Origin of the sequence: Pelagerythrobacter rhizovicinus (genome assembly GCF_004135625.1) — a bacterium.
Classification (GTDB): domain Bacteria; phylum Pseudomonadota; class Alphaproteobacteria; order Sphingomonadales; family Sphingomonadaceae; genus Pelagerythrobacter; species Pelagerythrobacter rhizovicinus.
Genome location: NZ_SDPV01000001.1, coordinates 1,344,876 through 1,368,412, shown reverse-complemented (window position 1 = coordinate 1,368,412; position 23,537 = coordinate 1,344,876). Strand labels below are relative to the sequence as shown.

Genomic DNA, 23,537 nt, shown 5'->3' with positions numbered 1-23,537 from the left:
TCTTAGAGGCAAGCTTCCAGGTAGGCTTGATCAAACCCGAACTGGCGCGCCTTTTCCAGCGTATAGGGGCGCAGACCCGAACTGCGGAACTCGCCGAGGATTTTGCCGTCTTCGCTCTCGTCGAGATATTCGAACTTGAACAGCTCCTGGGTTACGATCACGTCGCCTTCCATTCCGATCACCTCGGTGACATTGGTCGTGCGGCGAGAGCCGTCGCGCAGGCGCTTGACCTGAACGATGAGATCGACCGATTCCGCGATCTGGCGGCTGATCGCTTCCTTCGGAATCTTGATATCGCCCATCAGAATCATGTTTTCCATACGGCCCAGGCATTCGCGCGGGCTGTTGGCGTGCAGCGTACACATCGATCCATCGTGACCGGTGTTCATCGCCGCGAGTAGATCGAAGCACTCGGCGCCGCGAATTTCGCCCAGGATGATCCTGTCCGGGCGCATACGCAGGGCGTTCTTCACCAGGTCGCCGATGGTGATGGCACCTTGGCCCTCCAGGTTCGGCGGCCTTGTTTCGAGCGGAAGCCAGTGCGGTTGCTGCAGGCGAAGTTCGGCCGCGTCCTCGATCGTCAGCACGCGCTCGCCCGGGTCGATCATCTTGGAGAGGGCGTTGAGCATCGTTGTCTTGCCGGAGCCGGTGCCGCCGGAGATGACGATGTTCATCCGGCACGCGCCCGCTATCTTCAGCGCAGTCGCCATCTTGTCGCTCATCGATCCGAAGTCGCGCAGCATGTCGATGGTGATCGGCTTTTCGGAGAACTTGCGGATCGAGATCGCAGTGCCGCGCAGCGAAAGGGGCGGCACGATCACGTTGACGCGGCTGCCGTCTTTCAGACGAGCATCGGCGAGCGGCGTCGTCTGATCGACGCGGCGGCCGACCTGGTTCACAATTCGCTGGGCAATCTGGAACAGGTGCTGCTCGTCGCGAAACTTGATCGGCGCAACCTGCAGCTTGCCCTTGCGCTCGACATAGGTCTGCTCCGGACCATTGACCATGATGTCGGACACGTCGGGGTCGTTGAGCAGCTCTTCCAGCGGTCCGAAGCCGAGCAGCTCATCGATCAGTACCTTCTCCAGCGCGAACTGCTCGCGCCGGTTGAGCGTGACCTTGAGCTCCGCCAGCACTTCCATGATGATCGGGCGGAACTCTTCGCTGAGCTCGTCCTTGGTCAGCGTTGCCGCCGCCTCCGGATCGACGCGCTCGAGAAGGCGCGGGAGCACTTGCTCCTTGATCTTGTGAATGCTCGCTTCGAAGCCGCCGATCTCAACGTTTTGGTGAACCGCGTTCGCCCGATCTGCGAGGCGAGTCAGTGCATCGTCCTTATTCGGGGTTGCGGCCTCGGACGGAGAGGCGTCGCTCTCGCCGGGCAAGGGCGGAAACTGCTCACCACCGCCCGGCTCCGGTGCGCGGTGTGCTTCGCCGCCCTTCATGGGCCGCGCCACACCGAAGGAGGGACGTGCACCAGGCATGCCACCCGGTCCGTTCTTCCTGCCGAAAGCCGTCATTCCAAGACCCCTTGATTCACCGATCGGCCGTGATGCTGCTTGGCGGAAGGCCTGCCGGAACTTGGTGAATAATTCGGAAAGTTTATTATTTTCCTAAGGCTACGCGAGCGCTCTGCGTAGCCATCCTGGCCGGAGCTGGTGCAGAGGGCTTCGTGCTTACGGCTGCATTCAGTATTGCCATGCACAGCAAGACGATCATCACGGGATAAACATGATAAAGTGCACCTTCGAGCATCGCCGTTGACAACAGTCCAACCAACGCTCCAACAGCAGCCAGTTCGGTATCGCTGCGGCTTTCGGTGAGAGCACTCCGCAGCCGTCGCGCTGTCGCACTCAACATGGCCGCAAGGGCGAGCGTGCCGGCCAAGCCCCATTGGTAGAGAAACTGGAGAAGTGCGTTGTGGGGGTGGTTCAGGCCGTTGCCCGCCGCTTCAATCTGCGAGCGGAACTGGCCTTCGCCGTGACCTAGCAACGGATTCTGTAGGATCGCCGAGGATGTCTCCATCCATATCGTCAGGCGGCCCGATGTGTATTCGTCAGGGTCGTCGCTTGCGAAGCTTCGGTCGATGATCCGGTCGAAGCCCCAAGCTTCATGGGGAACCAGCAGGTAGGACGCCGGAATGGCCACGGCGAGGGCGAGTGTAACCTGCGCAGCCAGAGATCTGCGCCACTCGCTCTTGCTCAAGACCCCAATGATGATCGCGGCCAGAATCGCCGCCGCGAGGGCGATTCTGCTGCCGCTCAGGATGGTCAGCCAGAAGCCTAGCGTCGCGCCGATGGCGGCCAGCACCCGGTGCCATCCGCGCGCCGAACCGCCGAAGCCGAGCGCAATGCCGGACAGCGTAACTCCGTAAAAGCCCAGTTGCCTGATGTTGGTGATCCCGATGCCCACGCCCACCCAGTCGAACGCGGGGTTGTCGAGCTCGGCCAGAACGATCGCTGTGAACACCACGCCGAACAGGCCAGCGCCGGCTGCGGCGCAGCACAGGAAATCCTTCTGGCGCGGAGCCCATCTGGTCGTGACGAGGCTCCACAGCGCGATGGCGAAGGTCGCATGGACGAGCGTGGTGAAAAGCAGTGGCAGGGCGGCTGCCGGCACTGGCGCCGCCACCAGATTGGCAAACAGGACGACCGCCAGCCAGACGCCTGCGCCCACGCGCGTAATCGGATGGAGCCGCAAGATCGTCGCGCGCAAGTCGAACCCTGCGATAATGGCAAGTGTGATCACCAACAACTCGGCCACTACTATCGGGAGAGCATAGAAGAGGACGGCGGGGCTTGTCGGTGTGAACACCCAACCCGCCACGGCAAATGCCGGAGCGGCAAGCAAAAGCGCGCTCATTGCCGTGAAGACATGCCAGTGCGCGGTGCCCCTCCAATCGGAATTGGGGCCGCCGAAGAGGCGAGTGGCCAATGCAATGCCATTCGCTTCCCGAGTGAAACTCATCCGATCTCTCCGGCACCTTCGCGGTTGGCTTGCAGCTAGAGTGCAACGCTTAACTTGCAGTAAACCATCACTACTGACTTGCGCTTGCGGCTCACACTCCTGCGTTCTAACCGCGACACTCCGGAGCGGGCCTTCGACTCCTCGCGGCTGTTGGAACCCCCAAGGCGGATTGACACGATATCATGATATGATATCGAGATATCATCATGCCGCGTATCCTTGCCGATCTTCCCGAAGACGATATCCGATGGCTCGACCGTCTTGCTGAAGAGCAGGGCAAGTCGCGTGCTGCCGTGCTGCGTGAAGCCGTCAGCGCCTATCGCGGGGAAAACTCCGCTCACTGGCTAGAGCGTGGTTTCGGTGCCTGGAAGAATCGCAGGGATATCGGCGACGCGGTGGAATGCCAGCGTGAGGAGCGCGCCTCGTGGACACGGGCTTGGGACCCGGACTACGAGAACGTTCGCGCCGAATTCTCCGACCTGTTCGACAGGGAGGACGACCGTGAGAATCAGCGGCACAGGGCTGGACTTGCCAGCCAGCGCGATCAAACGACTACGATCGGGCGACGCAAGAAGTGAGCGGCTTTACCTTCGACAGCAACATTGTGATCGATGCGCTTTGCGGCGTAGCACCTGCGCGTGGCGAGTTCGAGCGGGCGCTGGCGCGCGGAGGGCGCATCTGGATCAGCAGGGTCGTGTGGATGGAAGTCATGTCGAAGGGCGCAGGCGAGACACTGCGGCGCACCAGTGATTTCTTGAGCGGCTTCGCCATTGACGAGATCGACGAGGAGATCGGCGAACGTGCCGCCTCGCTGCGTCGCGAACGACCTGGGCTCAAGGCTCCCGATGCGATCGTTCTCGCGACCGCGCTCATTCGCGGCCGCGTCCTCGTCACCCGAAACGTCAGGGATTTCCCGGCCGAGATGCCGGGCATCCGCATACCTTACACACTCTGAAGGACAAAAGCGCTATGTGCGGAATCATCGGCATCGTCGGCAAGGATGAGGTGGCGGACCGGCTGGTCGAGGGCTTGAGGCGGATGGAATACCGCGGCTACGACAGCGCCGGCGTCTGCACCGTCGCAGACGGTCGCCTTGTCCGCCGTCGCGCGGAGGGTAAGCTTGCGAACCTCGTGAAGGAGCTTGAGCGGGTTCCCGCTCGTGGGACGATCGGCATAGCGCACACTCGCTGGGCGACGCATGGCGCACCGACCGCCAACAACGCGCATCCGCATGCGACCGAGCATGTCGCGCTGGTCCACAACGGCATCATCGAGAACTTCAAATCACTGCGCGACGAGCTTGTTACAAGGGGGCGTCTGCTCGAAAGCGAGACCGACAGCGAGGTCGTCGCGCACCTCATCTCCGAGGAGATTGAGAACGGCGCCTCGCCCGAAGAGGCGGTCAAGGCCGTGCTGCCCCGGCTTCGTGGTGCCTTCGCGCTCGCCATCGCCTTCCGCGATCATCCGGACATGCTGATTGGCGCCCGCCTCGGCTCGCCGCTGGTCGTCGGCTACGGTGAGGGAGAAACCTATCTGGGATCCGACGCTCTGGCGCTCGCCCCGCTGACGCAGAATATCGCCTACCTTGATGAGGGTGACTGGGTCGTCGTGCGGCGAGATGGCGCTCAAGTCTTCGATTCGGACGACAATCCGGCCGAGCGCGAGATCACAACCTCAGGTGCCTCCGCCGCAGCGGTGGAGAAAGGCAATTATCGCCATTTCATGCAGAAGGAGATTTTCGAGCAGCCTACCGTGGTCGCGCAGACGCTTCGCAGCTATGTGCACCAGGCGAACAACACAGTCGCCCTGCCGCAGATCGATTTCGATCTTTCGGCCATCAAGCGCGTGACGATTGTGGCCTGCGGTACCTCGTACTACGCGGGCATGGTTGCCAAATACTGGTTTGAGCATTTTGCGCGCGTCCCGGTCGACATCGATGTCGCGAGCGAGTTTCGCTATCGCGATCCGGTACTGGAGGAGGGCGGCCTCGCGTTGTTCATCTCACAGAGCGGCGAGACGGCGGACACGCTTGCGGCTCTGCGCCACTGCAAGGCCGCTGGTCAGACAATCGGAGTCGTCGTCAACGTGCCGACCAGTTCGATGGCGCGTGAAGCGGACCTGCTGCTTCCGACCCACGCTGGACCTGAGATCGGCGTTGCGAGCACCAAGGCCTTCACTTGCCAACTCGCGGTTCTCGCCGCGCTCGCCGCGCACCTCGCGGTAAAGAAAGGGCGCATGAAGCGAACTGAGGAACAGGAGGTTGTAAAGCACTTGCTGGAAGCACCCGCAGCGCTCAACGCCGCTCTCGATCATGACGAGGACATTGCCGGCATGGCGCACTTGATTGCCCCAGCGCGCGACGTGCTCTACCTCGGGCGTGGACCTGACTATCCGCTCGCGCTGGAGGGAGCGCTGAAGCTAAAGGAAGTCAGCTATATCCACGCCGAAGGTTACGCTTCGGGCGAGATGAAGCATGGACCGATCGCGCTGATCGACGAGGCCGTACCGGTGATCGTGCTTGCACCGTCAGGGCCACTGTTCGAGAAAACGGTCTCGAACATGCAGGAAGTGCGTGCCCGGGGCGGCAAGATCGTGCTGATCTCCGACGCCGAGGGACTGCTGGAAGCCGGCGAGGGATGCATGGCCACGATCCAGATGCCCAAGGTCCATCCGCTGATTGCGCCGCTGGTCTACGCGGTGCCGGTGCAACTGCTCGCCTATCACACCGCCTGTGTGAAAGGCACGGACGTGGATCAGCCGCGCAACCTCGCCAAGTCCGTCACGGTCGAATGACGAAAGGGTAGGCATAAGCGTTGTAGGAAGACAAAAAAGTCTTTCCGTTTCCAATAAAGTTTTTCCATTTTTGGGGTTTGAGACAAAAAAGTTCTTCCGTTTGAAATTCGATAATTTCATGTGGAATCAGCAAGATAAATCCTCGACTTGCGGAAATGCGGCTGGCGAAGCGTGGTTAGCGGAACGTAAATTGGTGGTATTTGCGGGTGTACCCGGACGACACTGGCTACCGCACCAGCGGTTTTGCCTCGGGGCGCTAAGGTGCTCCGTGGACCACCCGAGGGTGTAGCGAATGTCAGCTAATGCCCAGGTGCTCTGACGAAAGCGGGTCATTCCGAAACCGGCCTAATTGCGGACATTCGGCCGAGCCGTCGCACGGCAGCTTTGCGCCCCAATTCCGGTCGTTTGGGAGTATTCTCCGCGCTCTGCACAGCGGACGTTCCACATTCTCGCCGCCAGAGCGCTGAAATGAGTTCCCCTGCCAGGCCTCGTGCGTTCGGCCGCTCCCATGATCGTCGAGGAGCCGGGTCCACACCAGTCGCCATAGCGAGCGAGCCAGAGGCATGGCCCTCTGCGCGGCGGCTGCTCACTTACTTCAACACGATCGCCATCTCCGACCACATTAAGCGGCCGGAGATGGTCCATGCAGGGCGGAAGCCAGTGCACCAGATTATCGCGCCGACTTCTGGTCTCGCGGCCGTCCTTCTACACGACCCCATCCTTCCTCATGCGGACGAATGGCGATCGAGCGGAGGACCCCGCGCTCGCGAGCTTCCTTAGCTCGCGGCACTGTCGCGATGTCCGCCAACCCCGCCCAATCAACAGCATCCGAACTCAATCGTTTCTCGATAGGCCAGCGAGGCCGAGGAGAAATGCTATGACTTACTCTCAATATGACCCTGCCATGCAAGGTCGAGCAGCGTGGAACGCCGGGAAGACGGTAGGCACCAAGCGGCCGCTCACGCAGAAACAGATATGGGCAATCCGCTTCTTTCTCGACCGTGAGCAACGCATGCGAGACCGAGCACTCTTCGATCTGGCAATCGACAGCAAGCTGCGAGGATGCGACTTGGTGAAGATCAAGATCGGCGACCTGGTTGCCGGGCCGGACATCCGAACCCGCGCCATCGTCACACAACAGAAGACGGGCCGACCCGTTCAGTTCGAGTTGACAGGCGATGTGCGAGCCAGTCTGCTGGCTTGGCTGGAACGCCGCGGTGGAACGCTCGACGATCATGCCTTCCCAAGCCGCGTCGATCACACCCACCACATGAGCACGAGGCAATATGCCCGCCTCGTCGATGAGTGGGTCACAGCCGTGGGGCTACGGCGCGAAGAATACGGGACGCATTCACTGCGACGCACGAAGGCCTCGATGATCTATAAGGCGACTGGTAATCTTCGAGCCGTTCAGATCCTGCTCGGTCATACCAAGATCGAGAACACGGTGAGATATCTGGGCGTGGATATCGAAGACGCGCTGCTGCTCTCCGAACGCACCGAGATTTGAGAATGGGCGGTCCTTCGGTACAGCTGAAGGACTGCTCTCACTTCCGCCCTGAACCGATAACGCGGTCATGGCGGGAGCTTGGGCCTAAACGCGTCCCCAGCTACAACATCCGGCCCTGCCGGAGCCATTGGAAGCCTGGCGGACGCCCGGAAGGTTACGGCTGAGCCGCGTGCTTCCGCAAGCTCAGCCAAGCCAAGAGCAGAATGCCGATGACAGCAGATGTCGCCGAAGCGACTAGGATCCCCAGCTTGGCTTCAGCGAGGAGGGCCGGATCGTATGCCAGGTTGGCGATGAACAAGGACATCGTGAAACCGATCCCGGTCAAGAAGGCGCCGGCCGTGAGCAGGGGCCAGCTCAGTTCGTCTCCCAGCCTGGCCAGTCCAAGGCGGCTGGCAACCCAACTGAACACCAGCACCCCTATCGGCTTTCCGAATACCAGTCCGGCAAAGATCGCGAAGGACAGTCGCTGGCCGAAATCCCCCGCTGTCATCGCAACGCCCGCGTTGGCCAGGGCAAACAGGGGGATGACCAGAAATCCCACCCACGGATGTAGCATGATTTCCAGCCGCTCCAAGGGTGACAGGGACTCCTTGATCGCCCTGCCTGCATCCCTGAGATCGTGGCGCTCGGACGTGTTCCCACTCCAATGCTCACCGAGCGGTCGGGCGAGGACGCGTCCGAGAAAAGCACGCATCCGCTCGTCGACCACCCACACGCGCGTCGGGGTCATCAACCCCAGGATGACCCCCGCGATCGTAGCGTGAAGGCCTGAGGCATCAAAGCTCAGCCAGACCAGGACACCGAAGAGGACATAGATCGGAATGCTTCTGATCCCGATCCGCGCCGAAACCGCAACTGTGCAGAGCGCCAGCACTGCAAGGGCGAGGGCGCCCAAGTTCAGCGAATCTCCATAGCCAATCGCGACGACCAGGATGGCGCCGACATCGTCGAAGATCGCCAGCGATATCAGGAAAACGCGCAGGCTTTGCGGGATGCGGCGACCGAAGAGTGCGAGTGCTCCGATGACGAATGCAGTATCGGTGGCCATCACCGTTCCCCACCCGTGCATTCCAGGCTGGCCCGCCATCGCGCCAAGATAGAAGGATGCGGGCACTATCATGCCGCCCAAAGCCGCGGCCAACGGAAGCGCCGCCGTTCGCAAGTCTTTCAACTCCCCCAGCACGAACTCCCGCTTCAATTCGAGAGAAACCACGAAGAAGAAGAGGGTCATCAACCCGTCGTTGATCCAGTGCTGGATAGAACGAGTAAAATCGAGGGGGCCGAATTTCAGGCCTATCGGCATCTGCCAGAACGCCAGGAAAGGTGTGGAGAAGGCGGTGTTTGCCAGGATCAGCGCAAGGATCGTGGAAAGAAGCAGCAGACCACCGGCCGCAGCCTCGATCTTGAGAAACCGTGCCAGGGTGCCGGAAATCCGATCGGCAGTCTCGATGGGGAAGGCCGCCTGGTCCTGATCGGTCATGCGTTACCCACTTCTATGTTCCGAGGAGCGGCAGCGAACGGGAGCACGGTCGGCGCTGCAGTGCCACTTAGTTCGCTCGAGCCCCAGCCGTGATGGAACTGAGTGGATGACCACTTCCCCAAACCGCAGCGTGAGACCCACGTGCGCCGTGCCTCTCGTCTGACCGTTGGAGCAGACGAGCTCAAGCCGAATGTCCTGACCTATTGTGATCGGCCAAAGGCGCTTGCGAAAGCGGCGGCAATTCACATGCGTGTGGCGCAACATCGCGAGGTTAGACCTTCAACTTGTCACTTAAGCCGTCATCGGCAGCGCCTTGAGAGACGATGACATCGACTTCCAGGCCGAGGAAGTCTTCGAGTGCGCCAATGAAGCTCCCTTCCACTGGCTTGATCTGAACTATGCTACGGGCGGTTGCCACCGGCACGAGGTGTGCTTCCCCCATCCGACCATTCGTCGGATCGAAAGCGATCCATCCAGCGCAGGGTAAATAGACTTCTGCCCACGCGTGCGTCGAACCATGTTGCCGGCTGTCGGCGGTGTCTGCTGGGACCTGATCGTACAGGTAACCTGACACGGCACGAGCACCGAAGCCGAGGTGGCGGGCTGCCTCGATGAACAGCGTTGCCAAGTCTCGGCAAGAACCGCTGGCGGTGTTGAGTGTCTCCGATGGCGCCTGCGTGCCTTCATCGTCTCGTTGCATGTATATGGCCGAGGTGCGGACCGCGCTGTTGAGGTCCTGCAATAGGGAGAGTGTGTCGGTTTGCGCGCTTGCCACGATGCTTCTGGCCCAACTCTCGATCTGCCCGGCCAGGTCCTCGTACTCCGGGACCAGAAGCTCACCCAAGGAGGATCGATCGGCCTCGGAATATCCGAATGGATAGCTGTGTGCATGCGGGGCCACTTTGAAAATCGGCCATGCGGGCGCTCCCTGGTCTACAACCATATCTCCGGAGACGGTCAGTTGGTCCGAAGCCTCAGAGAAAACGGCCGTCGCAATCAAGTTTCCGAAGACGTCTTGCGACCACTCGATGTCTGCCGGCGGCGATGTGCTGACCCGCGTCCTCCGCAGATTGAGGTGGTGACTGCTTCGGGGGGTCAGCATCAGGCGATGCGGCAGCAGAGCGACAGGCTTGTTATACCGATAGATCGTCGTGTGCTTGACGCAGAGCAGCATATCAGAGCTTCAAGCAGCAGCAAGGCCACTTGTTCCGGCGAACCTATTCGCCTGCTGCCTCCGCGGCCTGTCTTGCTCGCTTGGCTTCCGCTATCGCATGCTGCAGGTTGGTGTAGCGATACTCGCCGACCGCGTACTGCTGCTCCGCGGAGCGGGTGACGTCGGGGTCCATAAGCGTTTCTTCCGTGAAGCCGCCACCCTCGTTGTCCCAGCGATCCTGCTCATCGACCTCCCCGCCGCCGGGAGCGGGTCCGCTGCTGGCGGTACCGGCGCGTGCGAAATCGTCGATTGAGCAGAGGTCGGCGTGGATCAGGGCAAGTTGATCGGCAATCATCTCCAGAGCAAGAACCTTCCGCTCTTCGGAGGTTCTGGCTCTGCGGGCATCGTTCTGGTCGGCTCGCCTCGCTTCAGTCGCAGCCGAGGAAAAGGCGCTGAAGTTGGCGGGGTTTGGGGGGGACTGGCTGGTCACGGCGTATCTCCGCAGGAGCGGGAGCTGCCAAACTCTCAGTCGCACCCTGCTCAAAATGGGGAGTGCGATGGCTCCAATTTAGGGACCATTGCGCGCGATACAAGTCGTCGCCTCACTGTCCTGACCGTTCTTCGTGCCACCAATCAAGACAATATTTCAAGTTTCTTCAGTATTATAACAACATAAGTCAAGGACTTCTCACTTGATCTTTTTTCCTTGTTTCTGCTGCGTTCTTTCCCACTTAGAGGTTATCACGGGCAAACGCATATAAGCGCCCTTGGCTGAGAGACCTCGCGCTCCCGCTTGTAAAAGGGAGTTTAGCCATGCTTAATCAGCCAGTTTCCAAGCCTACGACCGAAAACTGGGAGAGCGAGGGCGGCAGCCTTCGTCCGCAGACCGAGGCCGAAGTCCTCGGTGTAACTCGTTTCCTGAGCGAAACGTTAGTTGTCGGCGGATACTCTTATGCGAATCCGCGGGATGCCATTGCTCAGGGGCGCCGGATGCAAAAGCAGGACGCAGGTCTGTGAGCGTCCGTGACACGCAGCAGCCCGCGTACTTTGGGGTGTTGATGCCCCTTGCAGCGCTTGCCTTGTTGGCTTGGCTGATGATCTAGCCAAGCGCGTGCAAATGAACTTGCTAACGGAGCACCCTCCAGACAAGGGTGTGCAGACAGACCACTTTGAAGGGCCGCGCTGGTAACGGAACGGCCGAGAGGGGTGGAAAGTGGACGCGGCGACGTGGTATCGTCATGATTCTTCCATGCTCGCTGGAAGATCGACGAGCGAGCAAGCGCCGGGAATGGCTTTCGCACCGCGAGTCTCCGGTTTTCAGAAGCTCCGGACATGGAACCTTCCAAACTTGTGAAACCACAATCGGCGAGCAGCCTGGGATTAGCCCTCGTTGTGTCGTCCAGCCCGCCGCTCATCCTGCTGAACGAACAGCTCGTGGTTAAGGCCGCCAGCGGCTCCTTCTGCCGCAGCTTTTCAGTGAACTGCGAGACTGTGGTCGGCAAGGAGCTGTTCGAACTGGGCGACGGCGAGTGGGACATCCCGCAGCTGAGATCACTGCTGGTGGCGACGGCTGCGGGAAACGCTGCCATCGACGCTTATGAAGTGGATCTGACGCGCGCTGGTAGTCCAACGCGTCACCTCGTCATCCACGCCCATGTGCTCGATCACCGTGAGGACGAAGCCCTGCGCCTTGCGGTTGCTGTTACCGACGTTACAGATGCCCTGCAGGCGCGGCGGGCCAACGATGCACTGGTGCACGAAAAGCAGGTGCTGCTCCAGGAATTGAACCACAGGGTCGCGAACAGTCTACAGATCATCGCCAGCGTGCTCATGCAGCGCGTGCGCATCGCTCAATCCGAAGAGACGCGGACTCATCTGCGCGATGCCCATCACCGTGTCATGTCAGTCGCCACATTGCAGCGGCAGCTCGCATCGAGTGCCACGGGCGAGGTCGCGCTGCGCCCTTACTTCACCGATCTATGTGCGAGCATCGGGGCTTCGATGATCCCCGATCCCGAGCTGCTGTCTCTGACTGTCGAGGCGGATGACAGCGTCACCACCGCCGACAAGTCCGTCAGCATGGGGCTGATCGTCACCGAATTGGTGATCAACTCGCTCAAGCATGCCTATCCGGCCGAAGCTAAAGGCACGATCAAGATCGGGTTCAGCGCGACTGCCAGTGGCTGGGTTCTGACGGTTGCCGACGACGGGGTAGGGATACAAGGCGAGCACGCGAGCGGGAAAGCCGGTCTTGGAACCGGCATTGTCAACGCGCTCGCCACTCAGCTTTCGGCCACCGTCACGTCCACGAGCGTCGCCCTTGGTATACCGGACAGAATGTGGGGCAGAAGCGCCCATTGAAGCTGCGCGATATCTGGGCGATCCACTTCTATCTCGACGAACACAAGCGTCTGCGCGACCGAGCGCTATTCGACCTGGCGATCGACAGCAAGTTGCGCGGCTGCGATCTGGTCAAGATCAGGATAGGCGATCTGATGAGCGCAGGTTCATTTCGTGACGCGCGACGATCATCCAGCAGAAGACCGGCCGGCCTGTGCAATTCGAGATCATGCCCGAAGCGCGCAAGAGCCTGACGGCATGGCTTGACCGGCGCGGCGGAACCATCCGCGACTTCGTATTTCCAAGCAGGATCGATTATCTCGGTCACTTGAGTACCCGGCAATATGCCCGCCTCGTCGATGAATGGGTGTCGACCGTTGGCCTTGATAAGCGGGAGTACGGCACGCACTCCATGCGACGGACCAAGGCCTCGCTGATCTACAAGGCCACCGGGAACCTGCGAGCTGTCCAGATCCTCCTCGGACATACCAACGTCGAAAACACCGTCAGATATTTGGGAGTCGATGTCGATGACGCTCTGACTTTGTCAGAGCGAACTGAGATCTGACCCCTTGCCGGTCTTTGGCGCCGTCAAAGGCCGGCCACGCCGGGCTTCGGCCCTCATCGCAGTCGTTTCCGGTGCGCTCCGATTCTTTGAAACCGGGCGTTCGCCGGTCCTTTGGATACAACTGCACATGCGTTGATGTTGATGTATTGCTGTACGGTGGCCTGCCGTAGAGACGGCATACGTTCGATCGCCTTGTAAGCCGTGCAGCTCCCGTCCCAGCCCGTCCTGCTCTTTGATCTAGTCGGCGGTAGCCTCCTCCAAAGAGGGAGGCCTGGCGAGGTCCAGTCGGATGCGGCCACGACCGGTCCGCACAAGCCGGATGGGGGCGACCTTCTCCTCCAGTCGGCGCCGGAGCAGGAGCAGGCGCGTCTCGAGATTGTCCTTGATCTCCGGCAGGCGCAATTCATTCGCGAGCCGAATCTCACGGTTGGTGAAATCCGTGCGGCCCTCGCGCAGGTGCGTGCGCAGAAGGTACATCAACAGCCGCCCGGCGACGCCCTTGATCACATATTCGTTGTCGATGAAGACGCTGTCGTCATAGCTGTAGTGGACGACGCGGAAAGGCCGCCCACCCGCGCTTGGCAGGGCCGCGGCAGACGGGGAGGGTGTTTGCGCTTCCGCGGCCTCCCCTTCCGACAGGGTTAGGATGGCGGCGGCCTGGGCTGCGAGCAATGCAAACGCTGTCTCATCGTCCTTGCTGAAGGCGAGCCGATCCCGACTTTCGAGAAACAGCACCCCCTTCAGCTTGCCCTGGGCGACCATCGGGAGCGCAATCTGGCTCATCGCCTCGGCCATTCCCGGCAGAGGGATCGTGCGGGTGCGGTTCTCCTCGTTCGACGAGGCCTCGACGGCGGAACCGAACCGGCGGATTCGGCTCAGGTCGCTGACCCTGACTGGGCGTTGTTCCGCAGCCGCCGTGCCGATCACGCCCTCGCCGATCGCGACCTCGGAACCAATGCCGCTCCGCTCATAGCCGCGGGTGCCGATGGTGACGAGCCGTTCACCTTCCTTGAGCAGCAGCATCGCATGATCGAACCCGGACAAGATGGCATCGACGACGGCGCCGAGGTCCGCTGCCTCCGACACCCGTTGCGCGATCCCGGCAATGGTGGTGAGCGGCACGGCTTTCGCGGGTGCGGCCATGACCGCGGGTGACGGCGAGGCGATGGCGTGCACGCCGTTCACCCGGTAGATGTCGGCGCTACGCAGCCGCATGACCTGAGCCATCCCGATCTGTGCGCTGCTCGCCCGAAGCTGGCCTGCCATTTCCTCGAACAGCTCGCCAGCATCGAGCGAGCGCTCGTAGCTTGTATCGAGCTGGTACTGCGTCCCGTCACGCGGGTCGACGATCAGCACGGCGGCATTGGGGTTCACCCGCACGTTGGCAGCCGTCTTCGAGAAGAACTGGTTGGACAGCGCGATGTGGACGTCGTCGACCAGCACGACATGCGAGAGATAGGAAATGTTCGGCGTGCCATCCGGTGCTGCGGTCGCAACGATCGAAGGAATGACCCCCTCGAAGCAGGCGGCGAGGTCCCGCAGAGCGATCGCCATTACCGCCGCTCGATGCGTTGACCGGCCTTGGTGCCCGGCGTCTGAATGAAGATTTCCTCGACCGATAGGCACAGGACCACCAGATCCCGGCTCACGAGCCAGGGCGCCACAAGGTGCCGGTCGAGGCCGAGCCCGCCAAGCGTTGCCGTGATGCGCTCGATGTAGTGCGCGGCAGCGGCGGCATGGTCGTCGGTCGCGGTGGCGACCGTGGCATGCCCCTTCACTTGATAGGAAACGTAGTCAGAGGGTCGCGCAAAGGTGGCGGCGAGCCGGGCGCCGGCACGAACGTTCGCCACCATTCTCGGCCACTGCCAGGCGGACACCATCAGATCGATGCGGTTGTCCGCTGCGTGCGCGAGGGCGCCCATGGCCCGCCCGATCTCGGGTTTCGACTGCCCGTCACAGCTGCCCAGGATGATCATTACCGGGCTTGCCATGAAAGCTGCGAGCTCTTCGTCGATCGACAAGCGCGTGAGTCTCCTTTTGGCTCAGCCTAGCGCTTTAGGATCATTTTAATAACGGGGCGCGGTCATTTAGGAAGCATTTAGCAAACGGGCGCCGCTGACCGGCCTAGATACGTGAGCTCCCCCTGATGATCGAGGAGCCAGAGATGACCGATACCGAATGCGACGACCTGCCTGCGAACGCCGTGGCGATCATCGGTGCGGGGCCGGCGGGACTGGTAATGGCCCGCTGGCTTTCGCATCATGGCTTCGAGCCGGTGCTGTTCGAGGGTACAGACCGCCCGGGCGGCCAGTGGAACGCCGGCTCGCGGCTGAGCGGCACCTGGAGCGGCATGCGCACCAACACGAGCCGCGTCATGACGCGCTTCTCGGATCTCGACTATCCTGACGGAACGCCGCTCTACCCGAGCCGAGAAGAGGTGCGTTCTTACCTGGAGGACTATGCGGCGCGCTTTGACCTGACGGCGCGGATCCGCACCCGCACCTGGGTCGAGCATCTCCAGCGCCTAGGCGGCGGCTGGCTTGTCCGCTCGCGCTGCGATGGAGGGGCCCGAACAGAGCGCTTCGCCCGCGTGGTGGTCGCCTCCGGCCGCTATGTGGCGCCCGCGCTGCCGCCGGTGCCGGGCCTTGCCGGCTTCACTGGTGTGCTCGGCGCCTCCCACAGCAGCCAGTATGCTGGGGGACGTGCCTATCGCGACCGGGATGTGCTGGTCGCCGGATGCTCGATCAGCGCGCTCGAGATCGCCTCGGACATCGCCCTTTCCGGCGGCCGCAGCGTGACGGTCTGTTACCGTCGGCAGCGCTATGTCCTGCCCAAGCTGCTGGCCGGCGTGCCCACCGACCATGTGATGTTCACGCGGGTGGCAGCGCTTGCAGGCGAGGTCCTTCCGCCGGACGAACTCGCAGCCGGACTCAAGGCGACGGTGCTGCGCCTTGCTGGCTCGCCCGACCAGTTCGGCGCGATGGTGCCCGACCCGGACATCTTTGCCGCCGGTATCTCGCAGTCGCAGGATTTCCTGCCGCTGGTTGCTGAAGGGCGGATCACGGTCCGTCCCTGGATCGAGGCCGTCGAAGGACAAGACGTGCGATTCGCCGATGGAAGCCGTGGTACCTTCGATGCGCTTCTGTTCGGCACCGGCTACCGCCTGTCACTGCCCTTCGTCGCACCAGATCTCGCCGAAGTGCTCGGGCTGAATCGCGGCCGCATCGACCTTTGCGACCATACATTCCATCCCATGCTCGACGGCGCAGCCTTCCTCGGCCTCTTCGACCAGGTTGGCCCGCTCTTTCCGGTCCTGGAGCTGCAGGCGCGGTGGATCGCCTACTGCTGGGCCGGAGTCATCCCGGCACCAAGCCGGAAGGAACTCGCCGCAGGCCTCGCGCGCAGCCGCTCCGTGCCGGGCATTCCGATGCAGGAGCTGGCGCTGCTCTTTGCGCGCAATGCCCAGGTCGAGCCCGATCTCGACCGCTGGCCGGAGCTGGAGCGTGCACTGCTCTTCGGTCCCCTCTCGGCCGTCTCCTTCCGCCTCCAGGGGCCGGATGGTCTCGCCGATGCACCGGCGCAGACGGCAGCTGCCGCCGCCGCCTTCGGAGCGATCTGCTCGCCTGAGATGAGTGGGGAGGAGCGTAGTCTTAGAGAGCTGATCATGAGAGGTGCTATGGTCCGGGCGGCATGAGCGGCGGTGGATGCACAATGTCGGCTTCGGGCCTCTAGCGCCTGCAAGTTCACATTCTGGTCCCGGCGTATTTCCGCGTCGAGCCTGCACCTGAACCACTGGCAGCTTTCGGCGAGCAAACTTGAGATGCTGAACGGCAGCTTTTGTCGGCGCTTACGGACTTCGCCGACTAGCCTCGCGAATGTCGGCTATTCCTACGCTCGAAACTGGACAGGCAAGACACGGGCCAGAAGCGGCTGGACCGGCCTTGGCGTAAGCCGTTGGTCAGCAACGCGCCCCCAATTTCGATAGTTGGGCAACAAAGTCGCGCAACCTGCAAGCAGCCATCCGTTCATTTTTCGGCCTTCAAACGCTTCAATCGCGAGTTTCTAGGCTCGGTGCACTTGGGAGCCTATACACGAATTGTCGAGGAGCGGCGCCAGGCAGGCGAGCGATGGCTGAAAACAGCGACTTCTCTGGTCGCTTAAACCACGATACACGTGGTATGATTAGATTTTCACTTAGCCTGTTTTCTTCTATCATGCGAAAGACGACAAAACACGCAAAGACGCGCATGACCAAGCTGCCATCTGCTAAGGGATGGGCCGCCTGCCTCGTCGGCTTGTTCGCTGTCGCGCACCCGCCTTCCCCCGTCATGGCGCAATCGGAATCCGTAACGGCTGCGAATGGATTTGTCTGGAGTGCGCAGAAGGCGACAATCGATTTCGCTACGCCGGACGGCAAGCGGCAGTTTGGCGCTCTGCTGCAGGACGCGCACGAGAAGACGATCCTCTATCTCGATTGGACGTTGTTGAACGCAGCGCAAACGAGATGGGGTCAGACTGTCGGCAGCGATGGCGAGGAGACTGCGACCGACGACACGACCTGCGGACACATCGAGCGCAGGGCCTCTGGGCCGGACGGTGTTGTGATCTCCGGCAGACCCGACCCCGAAAACAATCACCTTCTGTTCAAAATGGCATTGGACCTTGCCCGCGGCGCACCCTTTGCCCGTGTGCGCTGCGAATATGCGAATGGCCGGATTGCTCTACGCTTGAGGGGCTTTTTCTACGTCACCAATATCGGAACGGCGACTGCGAACAATCTGGAGTTCAGCCCCGTTTCCATTCCTGCCGATCGCGTGCCGGCAGCGTTTCTGCAGTATCTGAGGTAGTGCGGTCGTCGGCGGTCGCCGGTGAATGCGGGCTTGCTTTTCAGAACATCTGGGACGGAGCTGGTATGGCCTTGCACTCGCCGACCAAGACGCATGCCTCTTTCCTCGCCCACATCTGACTTTCGGCTGTATTCGTTGTCATACGGCAAAGCGGGATTCTCGCGTAAGATGGTTTAATGATTTGCCGGGCGAGATCTCTTTGCTGGTTCGGAGGCATAGCCTCCAGCGCGTCCTCCGTCGGCACGGCCAAACTTGGCGACGGCCATTGCGCTCCGGTAGACGGTCTGGGTACCGGAGTATCACGGGAATCGTTCAGTTCATCACTCACAGAGCAACCACACGATGCGGGAGAGGTACATGAATTGGCATCCTTGGACTGTTGCAGGCGCGGCCATGTTACTGACGGCTCAGATGCCTGCACTTCCGGCGGATCAATCTGTTCAATCTATTGATCAGACTATCGAAGAATGTCGGGAGAACCCGAGGTTCCGCGTTGGCGGAGCGATGATTGGCGATTGCCTCACGGAACACAGCCGCGCGGTGGATCGCGAGATTGATGTCGCGATCGCGGACGGCGAAAGACGGTATTGCGCTGCTAAGGATCGTGAGGACTATCGGCAAAGCCATTCCGATTGGTTGGCTTACCGGAAACGGATGTGCGATCTTGTTGAACGCTCTCCTGGAAACACCCCCTCCTGGGTCAATTCGGCTGCTTGTCGTCTGGAACTGGGCCGGCAGCGTCTTGTCAGCCTGAAGTACACTGGGGAATACGGAACCCCTCGCTGTTCCGCCGAAGGTTGAACTGGCGAATATATGACACGGGAGAAGCGAGCGGATCTTGCGCTGCAGCTTCTTCATCTTCAGTGCAGATGCTTCAGCTTGTCTAAATTGCGCATGACATAGATCGCCACGATCTGGTCGCCCTCGATCTTCAGCGCGGTAGTCTGCAAATCGCCGTCGGCTTCCCGTGTAGCGAACCCAGGCAACGCGTTGATGAGCGCGTGCCGACCAGCTGCGAGCCCTGTTTGCGGAACAGCACTGCCAGAGCCTTGTGAAGCTGCAGTACCAGACGGCCGCCGCTGAGCGTGCCCCCAGGCTCCACCTGATACCCGTCATCTGTTTGCCGATGTTTCTGCGTGAACGTACGGCCGGTTTCGACAGGGCGATCTGGGCAGTGGAATGACGGCTTTGTCGGCGGCATCGGTCTATCAGCCCTCATCCTACCGGAATGGCAGCATTCCGAAGACTGGGACCGAAATTTGCCTGTCCGGACACGGCCCAAAGAGCGACGTTGGTCCACGATGGCCCGGTTGCCGAAAGCGGCCGTTCCACTTACGCAAAATCGCAGAGGTCTAACGTTCAACGATGATCCGCTCCGCATGGACGCCCGTATCGAAAAACTGAACATTCCGCCCGAGGCGATGAATGCGCTGCCAATCCTGATGCATCGGTTGGGATCATCTCTTAGGGCGGTGTATCTTCATGGCTCCGCCGTAGGGGAAGGTTTGCGCAAGCGGAGCGACGTTGACCTTCTCGCTGTTGTCGGGGACTCTCTGCCCGCTTCGGTGCGCATGGCCCTTTGGGCCGATCTCATGGCCGTCTCGGGACTCTATCCGTCCGACCCGATGGGGCGACGACCGTTGGAGGTCGTAATCGTGCGTTTGGCTGATCTCGAACGAATGCCGTATCCGGCGCGCTTCGAGTTCGTCTACGGTGAATGGTTGCGCGCCGCTGTCGAAGGCGGCGCAGTTTCGCAAGTCGAGGCGAACCCCGAATTCACTCTGCTTCTCGCTCAAGCGAGGCGAGAAGCGGTGTCCTTGGTCGGCCCGAACATTGCCGACCTCTATCCGGACATACCTTCAGAGGTAATTCGCCGAGCGATTGGTGATCTCCTGCCGGAGCTTCTCCGGTCTGTAGAAGGGGACGAACGCAATGTCCTTCTGACGCTGGCGCGTATGTGGAGAACTCTCGCAACAGGTCAGTTCGTTTCCAAGGATTCCGCTGCTGATTGGGCAGGGCCGCAGTTGTCCGAGCAAGCAGCGGCAATCCTCGCGCTTGCGCGCGACGCCTATCTTGGTGGGGGGGATGATGATCTGCATCTTCGGAGGACAGAAGTCTGGAAGACCACCGAGGAGATTAGCGAGCGCATTCTCGCAAGCTTGCGACATGTCTAATGGCGTCGGCCTTTCTCCTGACCTGCACCAAAGGTATCTGTCGATTTTCCACCAAGGTTCGGTCGCTGATTATTGCGCAGCTAGCGCGACACTGGGTCGGACTGGATAGGGCCTAGACAGCCCAACAGCGTCCAAGCTGCGTTCGCAATATATCGAAATATTAACCGGGTTGGATAGCGTAAGACTGCGAGTTAGCTGTCGGAACCAAGCGAGAGGCACCATGGCTGACCGACCCGCATCTGATTCGACGTCAATGACGTCAACAGAAGGAGCCGCAGGCGCCTAGTGCCTGCGACACCTTCTGTTGCGGATACTCATCTGGAAGTCCTCACATGCAGCTTCACTTTGGCCTTACAGGCAGAAACTACCTCATCACCGGCGCAAACTCCGGCATCGGTCGTGCGATCGCAATCGCGCTCGGCGTGCAAGGTGCGAACGTTGCCGTCCATTATCTTCCGGCGACGGCTGGAGCGCCCAGCGCAGCCCATCCCATTCTCGGTGTGGATGCAGCGCTTGAGGTCGTCGAGACGGTCCGGCGCTTCGGAGCAAACGCCGCGACTCTTGCGGCAGACCTTTCCTCCGAGAGCGACGTAGCCGCGCCCGTGTCCGAAGCTGAACAGGCAGTCGAACCGCTCGACGGGTTGGTGAACAATGCTGCCGCGTGCGAGTTACCCGATAGCTTGAGCGCCTGAACATAGGACAGCTTTCGACAAGCTAATCCGAAGCGGGGAATGACGGCTAAGTCGGCGAGAGCGGTCAAAAAGCACCCGGCGCAGCAGGAGAAGTTCTGCGGTGATCGATATAGGGGCTACGGCACCTGTACAGGAGGCGGAGCAACCAGCCCCGTCGGCAGCAGCGATCAGGCAGACTTTAAGTGAGGCTCAAAGGCTAGGGCGCAGTTGCTTTGGCGGTGCCGGGGTGAGTGATTGAAACCAGGCAGCCCGGATCCGCATTGGTCACCTCGACCGTAGCATCGAGCTGAGCTGCAAGCGCATTGACGATGCCGGTGCCAAGGCCGGATTTCGCACTCGCGTGACCACCCTCGATACCTACGCCGTCGTCGGCAACGGTCAGGGTCCAGGCATCGCCAGTCGAGTGAAATCCGATCCTGATCCTGCCCTTGGCTTGGGAAGGATAAGCGTGCTTGAGGGAGTTGATCACCAGCTCGGTTACGATCAGTCCCATGCTGACCGACTTGTCAGCGGTGGCGACACTGCCATCGGCCTCGACAGTCAGGGACAGCAATTCGGCATCGAGGATCATGGAAGCCCCGATGCTCGCACATAAATCGGTGAAATAGGGGCGGAGCGCCACTTCGCCAGTGGCGCTGGAGGCGAGTTGCCGTTGCAGGGTGGCGACCGACATGACCCGGTGATGGGCCTCGCGCAGGTGAGTTCGGGTTTCTTCGGATTGAGCAATGCGCACGCGCTGCATCAGGACGCTGGCGATGATCTGCAGGCTGTTCGCGACCCGGTGATTCAGTTCCTGGAGTAGCACCTGCTTCTCTTGCACCAGTGCGTCGTGAGCGCGGCGCGCCTGAAGAGCTTCGGTGACGTCGGTCACGGCCACCGCGAGGCGCGGGGCCTCGTCTTCCTCGTGATCGAGCACATGGGCATGGATAATGAGATTGCGCGTTGGACCACCGGGGCGCTCCAGATCCATCTCGTAAGCGTCGATAGCAGCATTCCCTGCGGCCGTTGCCGTCAATAACGATCTCAACTGCGGGATATCCCACTCACCGTCACCAAGCTCGAACAGCTGCTTGCCGACAACGCTGTTACAATCGACCGAAAAGCTGCGGCAGAATGAGCCGCTGGCAGCTTTCACGACGAGTTGCTCGTTCAGCAGGATAAGCGGGGTGCTCGATGAAACGACTAAGGCCAATCCAAGGCTGCTCGCCGATTGATGTTTCATAGGATTGAATGGTCCATAGCCGAACTTGTGATGCTGGAGTCCGCGGCACGAAATCTTGCCCAGCGCTCGCCGCTTCCAAGTTCTGGAAGAACACGGAAGAAAGACACGCCTACCACAGATGGAGCAAGAGCGCGCAACTTTAAGTAAGCTCCGGAACTCCGGGCGGCACGTGTGGAAAGGCTCTCTGCGTCTGCTTTCCACGTCCCAGCTGTTATCCATAGAGCTGGCTGCTGAGAGCGGCGGTCAGCTTTTCGCCGCTCCGCCTATCTGCGGGCGATCAGCTATCCGCCCATGCCAGCCATCGGCGCGACGTGAACGGACGGTCTCTTTGAGGGAGCGGATTTTATTCCCAACGGCAGGAAAAGCTCTGCCATCGACAGGGCCGGAGTGCTCGACGGGCACTTCACGATTACAACACCTGAGTTCAGGCGGGCATCGGAGCCTCGGCTACGTCGTAGTGGATCGGTTTGAAGCTCCCCCCGTTCGAGGCATAAGCCGAACAGGCCGTCAGCCCGATGATCAGGTCCATCTCGGCGCGTAAACAGATATAATCTCCAGGCCCACTCACCGGAGAATCGACCCGAAGCCTTCCGTTGCTGGCGATCGGCACGTTCATGAACAGGTTGAACGCACACGGAATCATGTCCGGCTCCACTCCGTACGGCGCTAGCGCCACGGCCAGATTCCCGAAGCAACCGCGATGCACCGGCTGCTCGGGATAGAAGTGGCGAAACGTCGCCTCGCTGCACGGCGTCAACAAGAAATCGTGCCGGCCCACGGTGTCCTCGACAATGGTCAGCATCGGATTCGATCGGTTGGACCATATGCGATTGCCGGTCGTCAGGGCGATTGTCTCCTCGTAATCGAAGGTCCGCCCGTTAGAAATGACTTCGCGCACGTCCGCGGCGTTGTAGGCAAGGAGGTCGGACACCTGCGCCCCCTCCGGATCAATCACGCGCAGCACCTGGCCTTGCTGGATTTGAAAGCCTACCCCGCTGCGCGGAAGGATCTCGGCAACCGTCATCTGGTTCGCGGATCCTGAAAGGGGCACCGCCAGTCTTCTCCAACCACGCGCCCGCTGTACTGCCGCGCTTCGCTCGCTTCGCCGAAACGAGCGAGCATCGGATTGACGTTACCGGAGAGCGCCACGTCGCGCGCGACGATTGCCTCCCGCATGCGCTCGTAGCGCCCTTCGCTGCGCAGACGCTCGAACTGGTCATGCAGGTTGAACACCAGCGTCGGGCGCGGAACGCGTCGCGCCGGACGCGAGGCGTTGGGATGCAGCCCGATCACGAAGAACGCTGCCCCGCCGAAACTGAGCGAGAAATGCGGGTCGTCAGGATCGGAGCTCACGCTGCCATCGTACGGCTGACCGCGCCAGTCATCTTTGTCGGCCAGCGATTGCAGCCGCGCCCACATGGTGGCTTCGAACCGTTCTTCATCAAGATCGGCAGGCCCTTCGAAGATAGCCGCCAAGCTGCGTAGCCCGACCGGATTCGTGCGATAGGCCTCAGCCCAGTCGAGCAGCTCGGAATGTATTCGCACGTCGTCCCACGCGCTTTCGAGCGAGTGGCATACAAGCGTCCGCAGCGTACCGCACGCCATCGCCGATTTCGCTCCCACGCACGGAAACCTCTCGTCGGCAATCGCCGCGAGCAGCTCTTCTCGCCCTCTGAGAACGGTATCTTCGTCGACAAGCATGAGATGGCAATTCCGGTCTGTCACGGAAACGAGAGAGCCGGAGCAATGTTCCGTGCAGGGTGGCGCGCGCGGCGAGGGGTGGTTCGCCAGAGG

Annotated in this window: 21 protein-coding genes and 2 pseudogenes; 12 read left to right on the top strand and 11 right to left on the bottom strand. The window is 61.2% G+C overall.

Annotation, left to right across the window (positions count from 1 at the left end; translation table 11 throughout):
* Nucleotides 1-2: 2 nt before the first annotated feature.
* Nucleotides 3-1,517 carry a CpaF family protein gene (locus tag ETX26_RS06580; RefSeq protein WP_191984688.1) on the bottom strand — a complete coding sequence of 505 codons (1,515 nt, stop codon included), beginning with the start codon at nt 1,515-1,517 and terminating at the stop codon, nt 3-5.
* Nucleotides 1,518-1,602: 85 nt separating this feature from the next.
* Complete coding sequence (locus tag ETX26_RS06575; RefSeq protein WP_129523828.1) at nt 1,603-2,964, bottom strand: O-antigen ligase family protein; 1,362 nt, start codon at nt 2,962-2,964, stop codon at nt 1,603-1,605.
* Between the two features lie 206 nt (nt 2,965-3,170).
* On the opposite strand from ETX26_RS06575, the gene ETX26_RS06570 reads away from it, so the two are divergent.
* From ETX26_RS06570 to ETX26_RS06555, 4 genes are all read left to right on the top strand, one after another.
* Nucleotides 3,171-3,542, top strand: coding sequence for a ribbon-helix-helix protein, CopG family (locus tag ETX26_RS06570; RefSeq protein ID WP_129523827.1), 372 nt, complete (start codon nt 3,171-3,173; stop codon nt 3,540-3,542).
* Entirely contained in the window at nt 3,539-3,919 is a 381-nt protein-coding gene (locus ETX26_RS06565; RefSeq protein ID WP_129523826.1) for a type II toxin-antitoxin system VapC family toxin, read from the top strand. The genes ETX26_RS06570 and ETX26_RS06565 overlap by 4 nt, the downstream gene beginning before the upstream one ends.
* Before the next feature lie 14 nt (nt 3,920-3,933).
* The gene (gene glmS / locus ETX26_RS06560) at nt 3,934-5,757 is read left to right on the top strand and encodes a glutamine--fructose-6-phosphate transaminase (isomerizing) (RefSeq protein ID WP_129523825.1); all 1,824 of its coding nucleotides are present in this window, start codon (nt 3,934-3,936) and stop codon (nt 5,755-5,757) included.
* A gap of 877 nt (nt 5,758-6,634) precedes the next feature.
* Nucleotides 6,635-7,267 (top strand): tyrosine-type recombinase/integrase, encoded by a 633-nt coding sequence (locus tag ETX26_RS06555; RefSeq protein ID WP_129523824.1) that lies wholly within the window; start codon nt 6,635-6,637, stop codon nt 7,265-7,267.
* Nucleotides 7,268-7,421: 154 nt separating this feature from the next.
* Here ETX26_RS06555 and nhaA read toward each other — a convergent pair whose 3' ends face one another.
* The 3 genes from nhaA to ETX26_RS06540 form a co-directional block, all read right to left on the bottom strand.
* Nucleotides 7,422-8,747: a Na+/H+ antiporter NhaA gene (gene nhaA, locus ETX26_RS06550; protein ID WP_129523823.1), complete on the bottom strand. Its 1,326-nt coding sequence runs from the start codon at nt 8,745-8,747 to the stop codon at nt 7,422-7,424.
* A gap of 271 nt (nt 8,748-9,018) precedes the next feature.
* Nucleotides 9,019-9,921, bottom strand: a complete 903-nt coding sequence (locus tag ETX26_RS06545) for a transglutaminase family protein (RefSeq protein WP_129523822.1) — start codon at nt 9,919-9,921, stop codon at nt 9,019-9,021.
* A gap of 43 nt (nt 9,922-9,964) precedes the next feature.
* Nucleotides 9,965-10,390: a hypothetical protein gene (locus ETX26_RS06540; RefSeq protein WP_129523821.1), complete on the bottom strand. Its 426-nt coding sequence runs from the start codon at nt 10,388-10,390 to the stop codon at nt 9,965-9,967.
* Between the two features lie 323 nt (nt 10,391-10,713).
* On the opposite strand from ETX26_RS06540, the gene ETX26_RS06535 reads away from it, so the two are divergent.
* From ETX26_RS06535 to ETX26_RS06525, 3 genes and pseudogenes are all read left to right on the top strand, one after another.
* Nucleotides 10,714-10,917, top strand: a complete 204-nt coding sequence (locus tag ETX26_RS06535; protein WP_129523820.1) for a hypothetical protein — start codon at nt 10,714-10,716, stop codon at nt 10,915-10,917.
* A 315-nt stretch (nt 10,918-11,232) separates the two neighbouring features.
* Entirely contained in the window at nt 11,233-12,261 is a 1,029-nt protein-coding gene (locus ETX26_RS06530; protein ID WP_129523819.1) for a sensor histidine kinase, read from the top strand.
* Nucleotides 12,240-12,808: pseudogene (locus ETX26_RS06525) on the top strand (tyrosine-type recombinase/integrase). Before ETX26_RS06530 ends, ETX26_RS06525 begins: the two are co-directional and overlap by 22 nt.
* 237 nt (nt 12,809-13,045) lie before the next feature.
* Here the strand turns inward: ETX26_RS06525 and ETX26_RS06520 are convergent.
* Complete coding sequence (locus ETX26_RS06520) at nt 13,046-14,362, bottom strand: GAF domain-containing protein (protein WP_129523818.1); 1,317 nt, start codon at nt 14,360-14,362, stop codon at nt 13,046-13,048.
* On the bottom strand, nt 14,362-14,829 hold the full coding sequence (locus ETX26_RS06515; RefSeq protein ID WP_129523817.1) for a pyridoxamine 5'-phosphate oxidase family protein: 468 nt from the start codon (nt 14,827-14,829) through the stop codon (nt 14,362-14,364). Before ETX26_RS06515 ends, ETX26_RS06520 begins: the two co-directional genes overlap by 1 nt.
* 143 nt (nt 14,830-14,972) lie before the next feature.
* On the opposite strand from ETX26_RS06515, the gene ETX26_RS06510 reads away from it, so the two are divergent.
* The 3 genes from ETX26_RS06510 (at nt 14,973) to ETX26_RS06500 (ending at nt 18,456) form a co-directional block, all read left to right on the top strand.
* On the top strand, nt 14,973-16,502 hold the full coding sequence (locus tag ETX26_RS06510) for a flavin-containing monooxygenase (RefSeq protein WP_129523816.1): 1,530 nt from the start codon (nt 14,973-14,975) through the stop codon (nt 16,500-16,502).
* Between the two features lie 433 nt (nt 16,503-16,935).
* Nucleotides 16,936-17,655, top strand: a complete 720-nt coding sequence (locus ETX26_RS06505; RefSeq protein ID WP_129523815.1) for a hypothetical protein — start codon at nt 16,936-16,938, stop codon at nt 17,653-17,655.
* Between the two features lie 393 nt (nt 17,656-18,048).
* On the top strand, nt 18,049-18,456 hold the full coding sequence (locus ETX26_RS06500; RefSeq protein ID WP_165271710.1) for a lysozyme inhibitor LprI family protein: 408 nt from the start codon (nt 18,049-18,051) through the stop codon (nt 18,454-18,456).
* A 59-nt stretch (nt 18,457-18,515) separates the two neighbouring features.
* Here ETX26_RS06500 and ETX26_RS06495 read toward each other — a convergent pair.
* Nucleotides 18,516-18,721: pseudogene (locus ETX26_RS06495) on the bottom strand (RNA polymerase sigma factor SigJ); the annotation flags it as partial.
* A gap of 313 nt (nt 18,722-19,034) precedes the next feature.
* Here ETX26_RS06495 and ETX26_RS06490 point away from each other — a divergent pair.
* The gene (locus tag ETX26_RS06490) at nt 19,035-19,829 is read left to right on the top strand and encodes an aminoglycoside adenylyltransferase domain-containing protein (protein WP_165271709.1); all 795 of its coding nucleotides are present in this window, start codon (nt 19,035-19,037) and stop codon (nt 19,827-19,829) included.
* Nucleotides 19,830-20,161: 332 nt separating this feature from the next.
* A complete protein-coding gene (locus tag ETX26_RS06485; protein ID WP_129523812.1) occupies nt 20,162-20,521 on the top strand; it encodes an SDR family NAD(P)-dependent oxidoreductase in 360 nt (119 codons plus the stop codon).
* A 196-nt stretch (nt 20,522-20,717) separates the two neighbouring features.
* On the opposite strand, the gene ETX26_RS06480 is transcribed toward ETX26_RS06485, so the two are convergent.
* The 3 genes from ETX26_RS06480 to gntA form a co-directional block, all read right to left on the bottom strand.
* Nucleotides 20,718-21,743, bottom strand: coding sequence for a sensor histidine kinase (locus ETX26_RS06480; RefSeq protein WP_129523811.1), 1,026 nt, complete (start codon nt 21,741-21,743; stop codon nt 20,718-20,720).
* 424 nt (nt 21,744-22,167) lie between these two features.
* On the bottom strand, nt 22,168-22,767 hold the full coding sequence (locus tag ETX26_RS06475; RefSeq protein WP_129523810.1) for a DUF1989 domain-containing protein: 600 nt from the start codon (nt 22,765-22,767) through the stop codon (nt 22,168-22,170).
* Nucleotides 22,764-23,444, bottom strand: a complete 681-nt coding sequence (gntA, locus tag ETX26_RS06470; RefSeq protein WP_129523809.1) for a guanitoxin biosynthesis heme-dependent pre-guanitoxin N-hydroxylase GntA — start codon at nt 23,442-23,444, stop codon at nt 22,764-22,766. The genes ETX26_RS06475 and gntA overlap by 4 nt, the downstream gene beginning before the upstream one ends.
* Nucleotides 23,445-23,537 lie beyond the last annotated feature (93 nt).

Bases quoted from the DNA above. Each gene is read 5' to 3' on its own strand.
- ETX26_RS06580 (WP_191984688.1), bottom strand. From the start codon at position 1,517: ATGACGGCTTTCGGCAGGAAGAACGGACCGGGTGGCATGCCTGGTGCA.
- ETX26_RS06575 (WP_129523828.1), bottom strand. From the start codon at position 2,964: ATGAGTTTCACTCGGGAAGCGAATGGCATTGCATTGGCCACTCGCCTC.
- ETX26_RS06570 (WP_129523827.1), top strand. From the start codon at position 3,171: ATGCCGCGTATCCTTGCCGATCTTCCCGAAGACGATATCCGATGGCTC.
- glmS (WP_129523825.1), top strand. From the start codon at position 3,934: ATGTGCGGAATCATCGGCATCGTCGGCAAGGATGAGGTGGCGGACCGG.
- ETX26_RS06555 (WP_129523824.1), top strand. From the start codon at position 6,635: ATGACTTACTCTCAATATGACCCTGCCATGCAAGGTCGAGCAGCGTGG.
- nhaA (WP_129523823.1), bottom strand. From the start codon at position 8,747: ATGACCGATCAGGACCAGGCGGCCTTCCCCATCGAGACTGCCGATCGG.
- ETX26_RS06545 (WP_129523822.1), bottom strand. From the start codon at position 9,921: ATGCTGCTCTGCGTCAAGCACACGACGATCTATCGGTATAACAAGCCT.
- ETX26_RS06535 (WP_129523820.1), top strand. From the start codon at position 10,714: ATGCTTAATCAGCCAGTTTCCAAGCCTACGACCGAAAACTGGGAGAGC.
- ETX26_RS06530 (WP_129523819.1), top strand. From the start codon at position 11,233: ATGGAACCTTCCAAACTTGTGAAACCACAATCGGCGAGCAGCCTGGGA.
- ETX26_RS06520 (WP_129523818.1), bottom strand. From the start codon at position 14,362: ATGGCGATCGCTCTGCGGGACCTCGCCGCCTGCTTCGAGGGGGTCATT.
- ETX26_RS06510 (WP_129523816.1), top strand. From the start codon at position 14,973: ATGACCGATACCGAATGCGACGACCTGCCTGCGAACGCCGTGGCGATC.
- ETX26_RS06505 (WP_129523815.1), top strand. From the start codon at position 16,936: ATGGCTGAAAACAGCGACTTCTCTGGTCGCTTAAACCACGATACACGT.
- ETX26_RS06500 (WP_165271710.1), top strand. From the start codon at position 18,049: ATGTTACTGACGGCTCAGATGCCTGCACTTCCGGCGGATCAATCTGTT.
- ETX26_RS06490 (WP_165271709.1), top strand. From the start codon at position 19,035: ATGGACGCCCGTATCGAAAAACTGAACATTCCGCCCGAGGCGATGAAT.
- ETX26_RS06485 (WP_129523812.1), top strand. From the start codon at position 20,162: ATGCAGCTTCACTTTGGCCTTACAGGCAGAAACTACCTCATCACCGGC.
- ETX26_RS06480 (WP_129523811.1), bottom strand. From the start codon at position 21,743: ATGAAACATCAATCGGCGAGCAGCCTTGGATTGGCCTTAGTCGTTTCA.
- ETX26_RS06475 (WP_129523810.1), bottom strand. From the start codon at position 22,767: ATGACGGTTGCCGAGATCCTTCCGCGCAGCGGGGTAGGCTTTCAAATC.
- gntA (WP_129523809.1), bottom strand. From the start codon at position 23,444: ATGCTTGTCGACGAAGATACCGTTCTCAGAGGGCGAGAAGAGCTGCTC.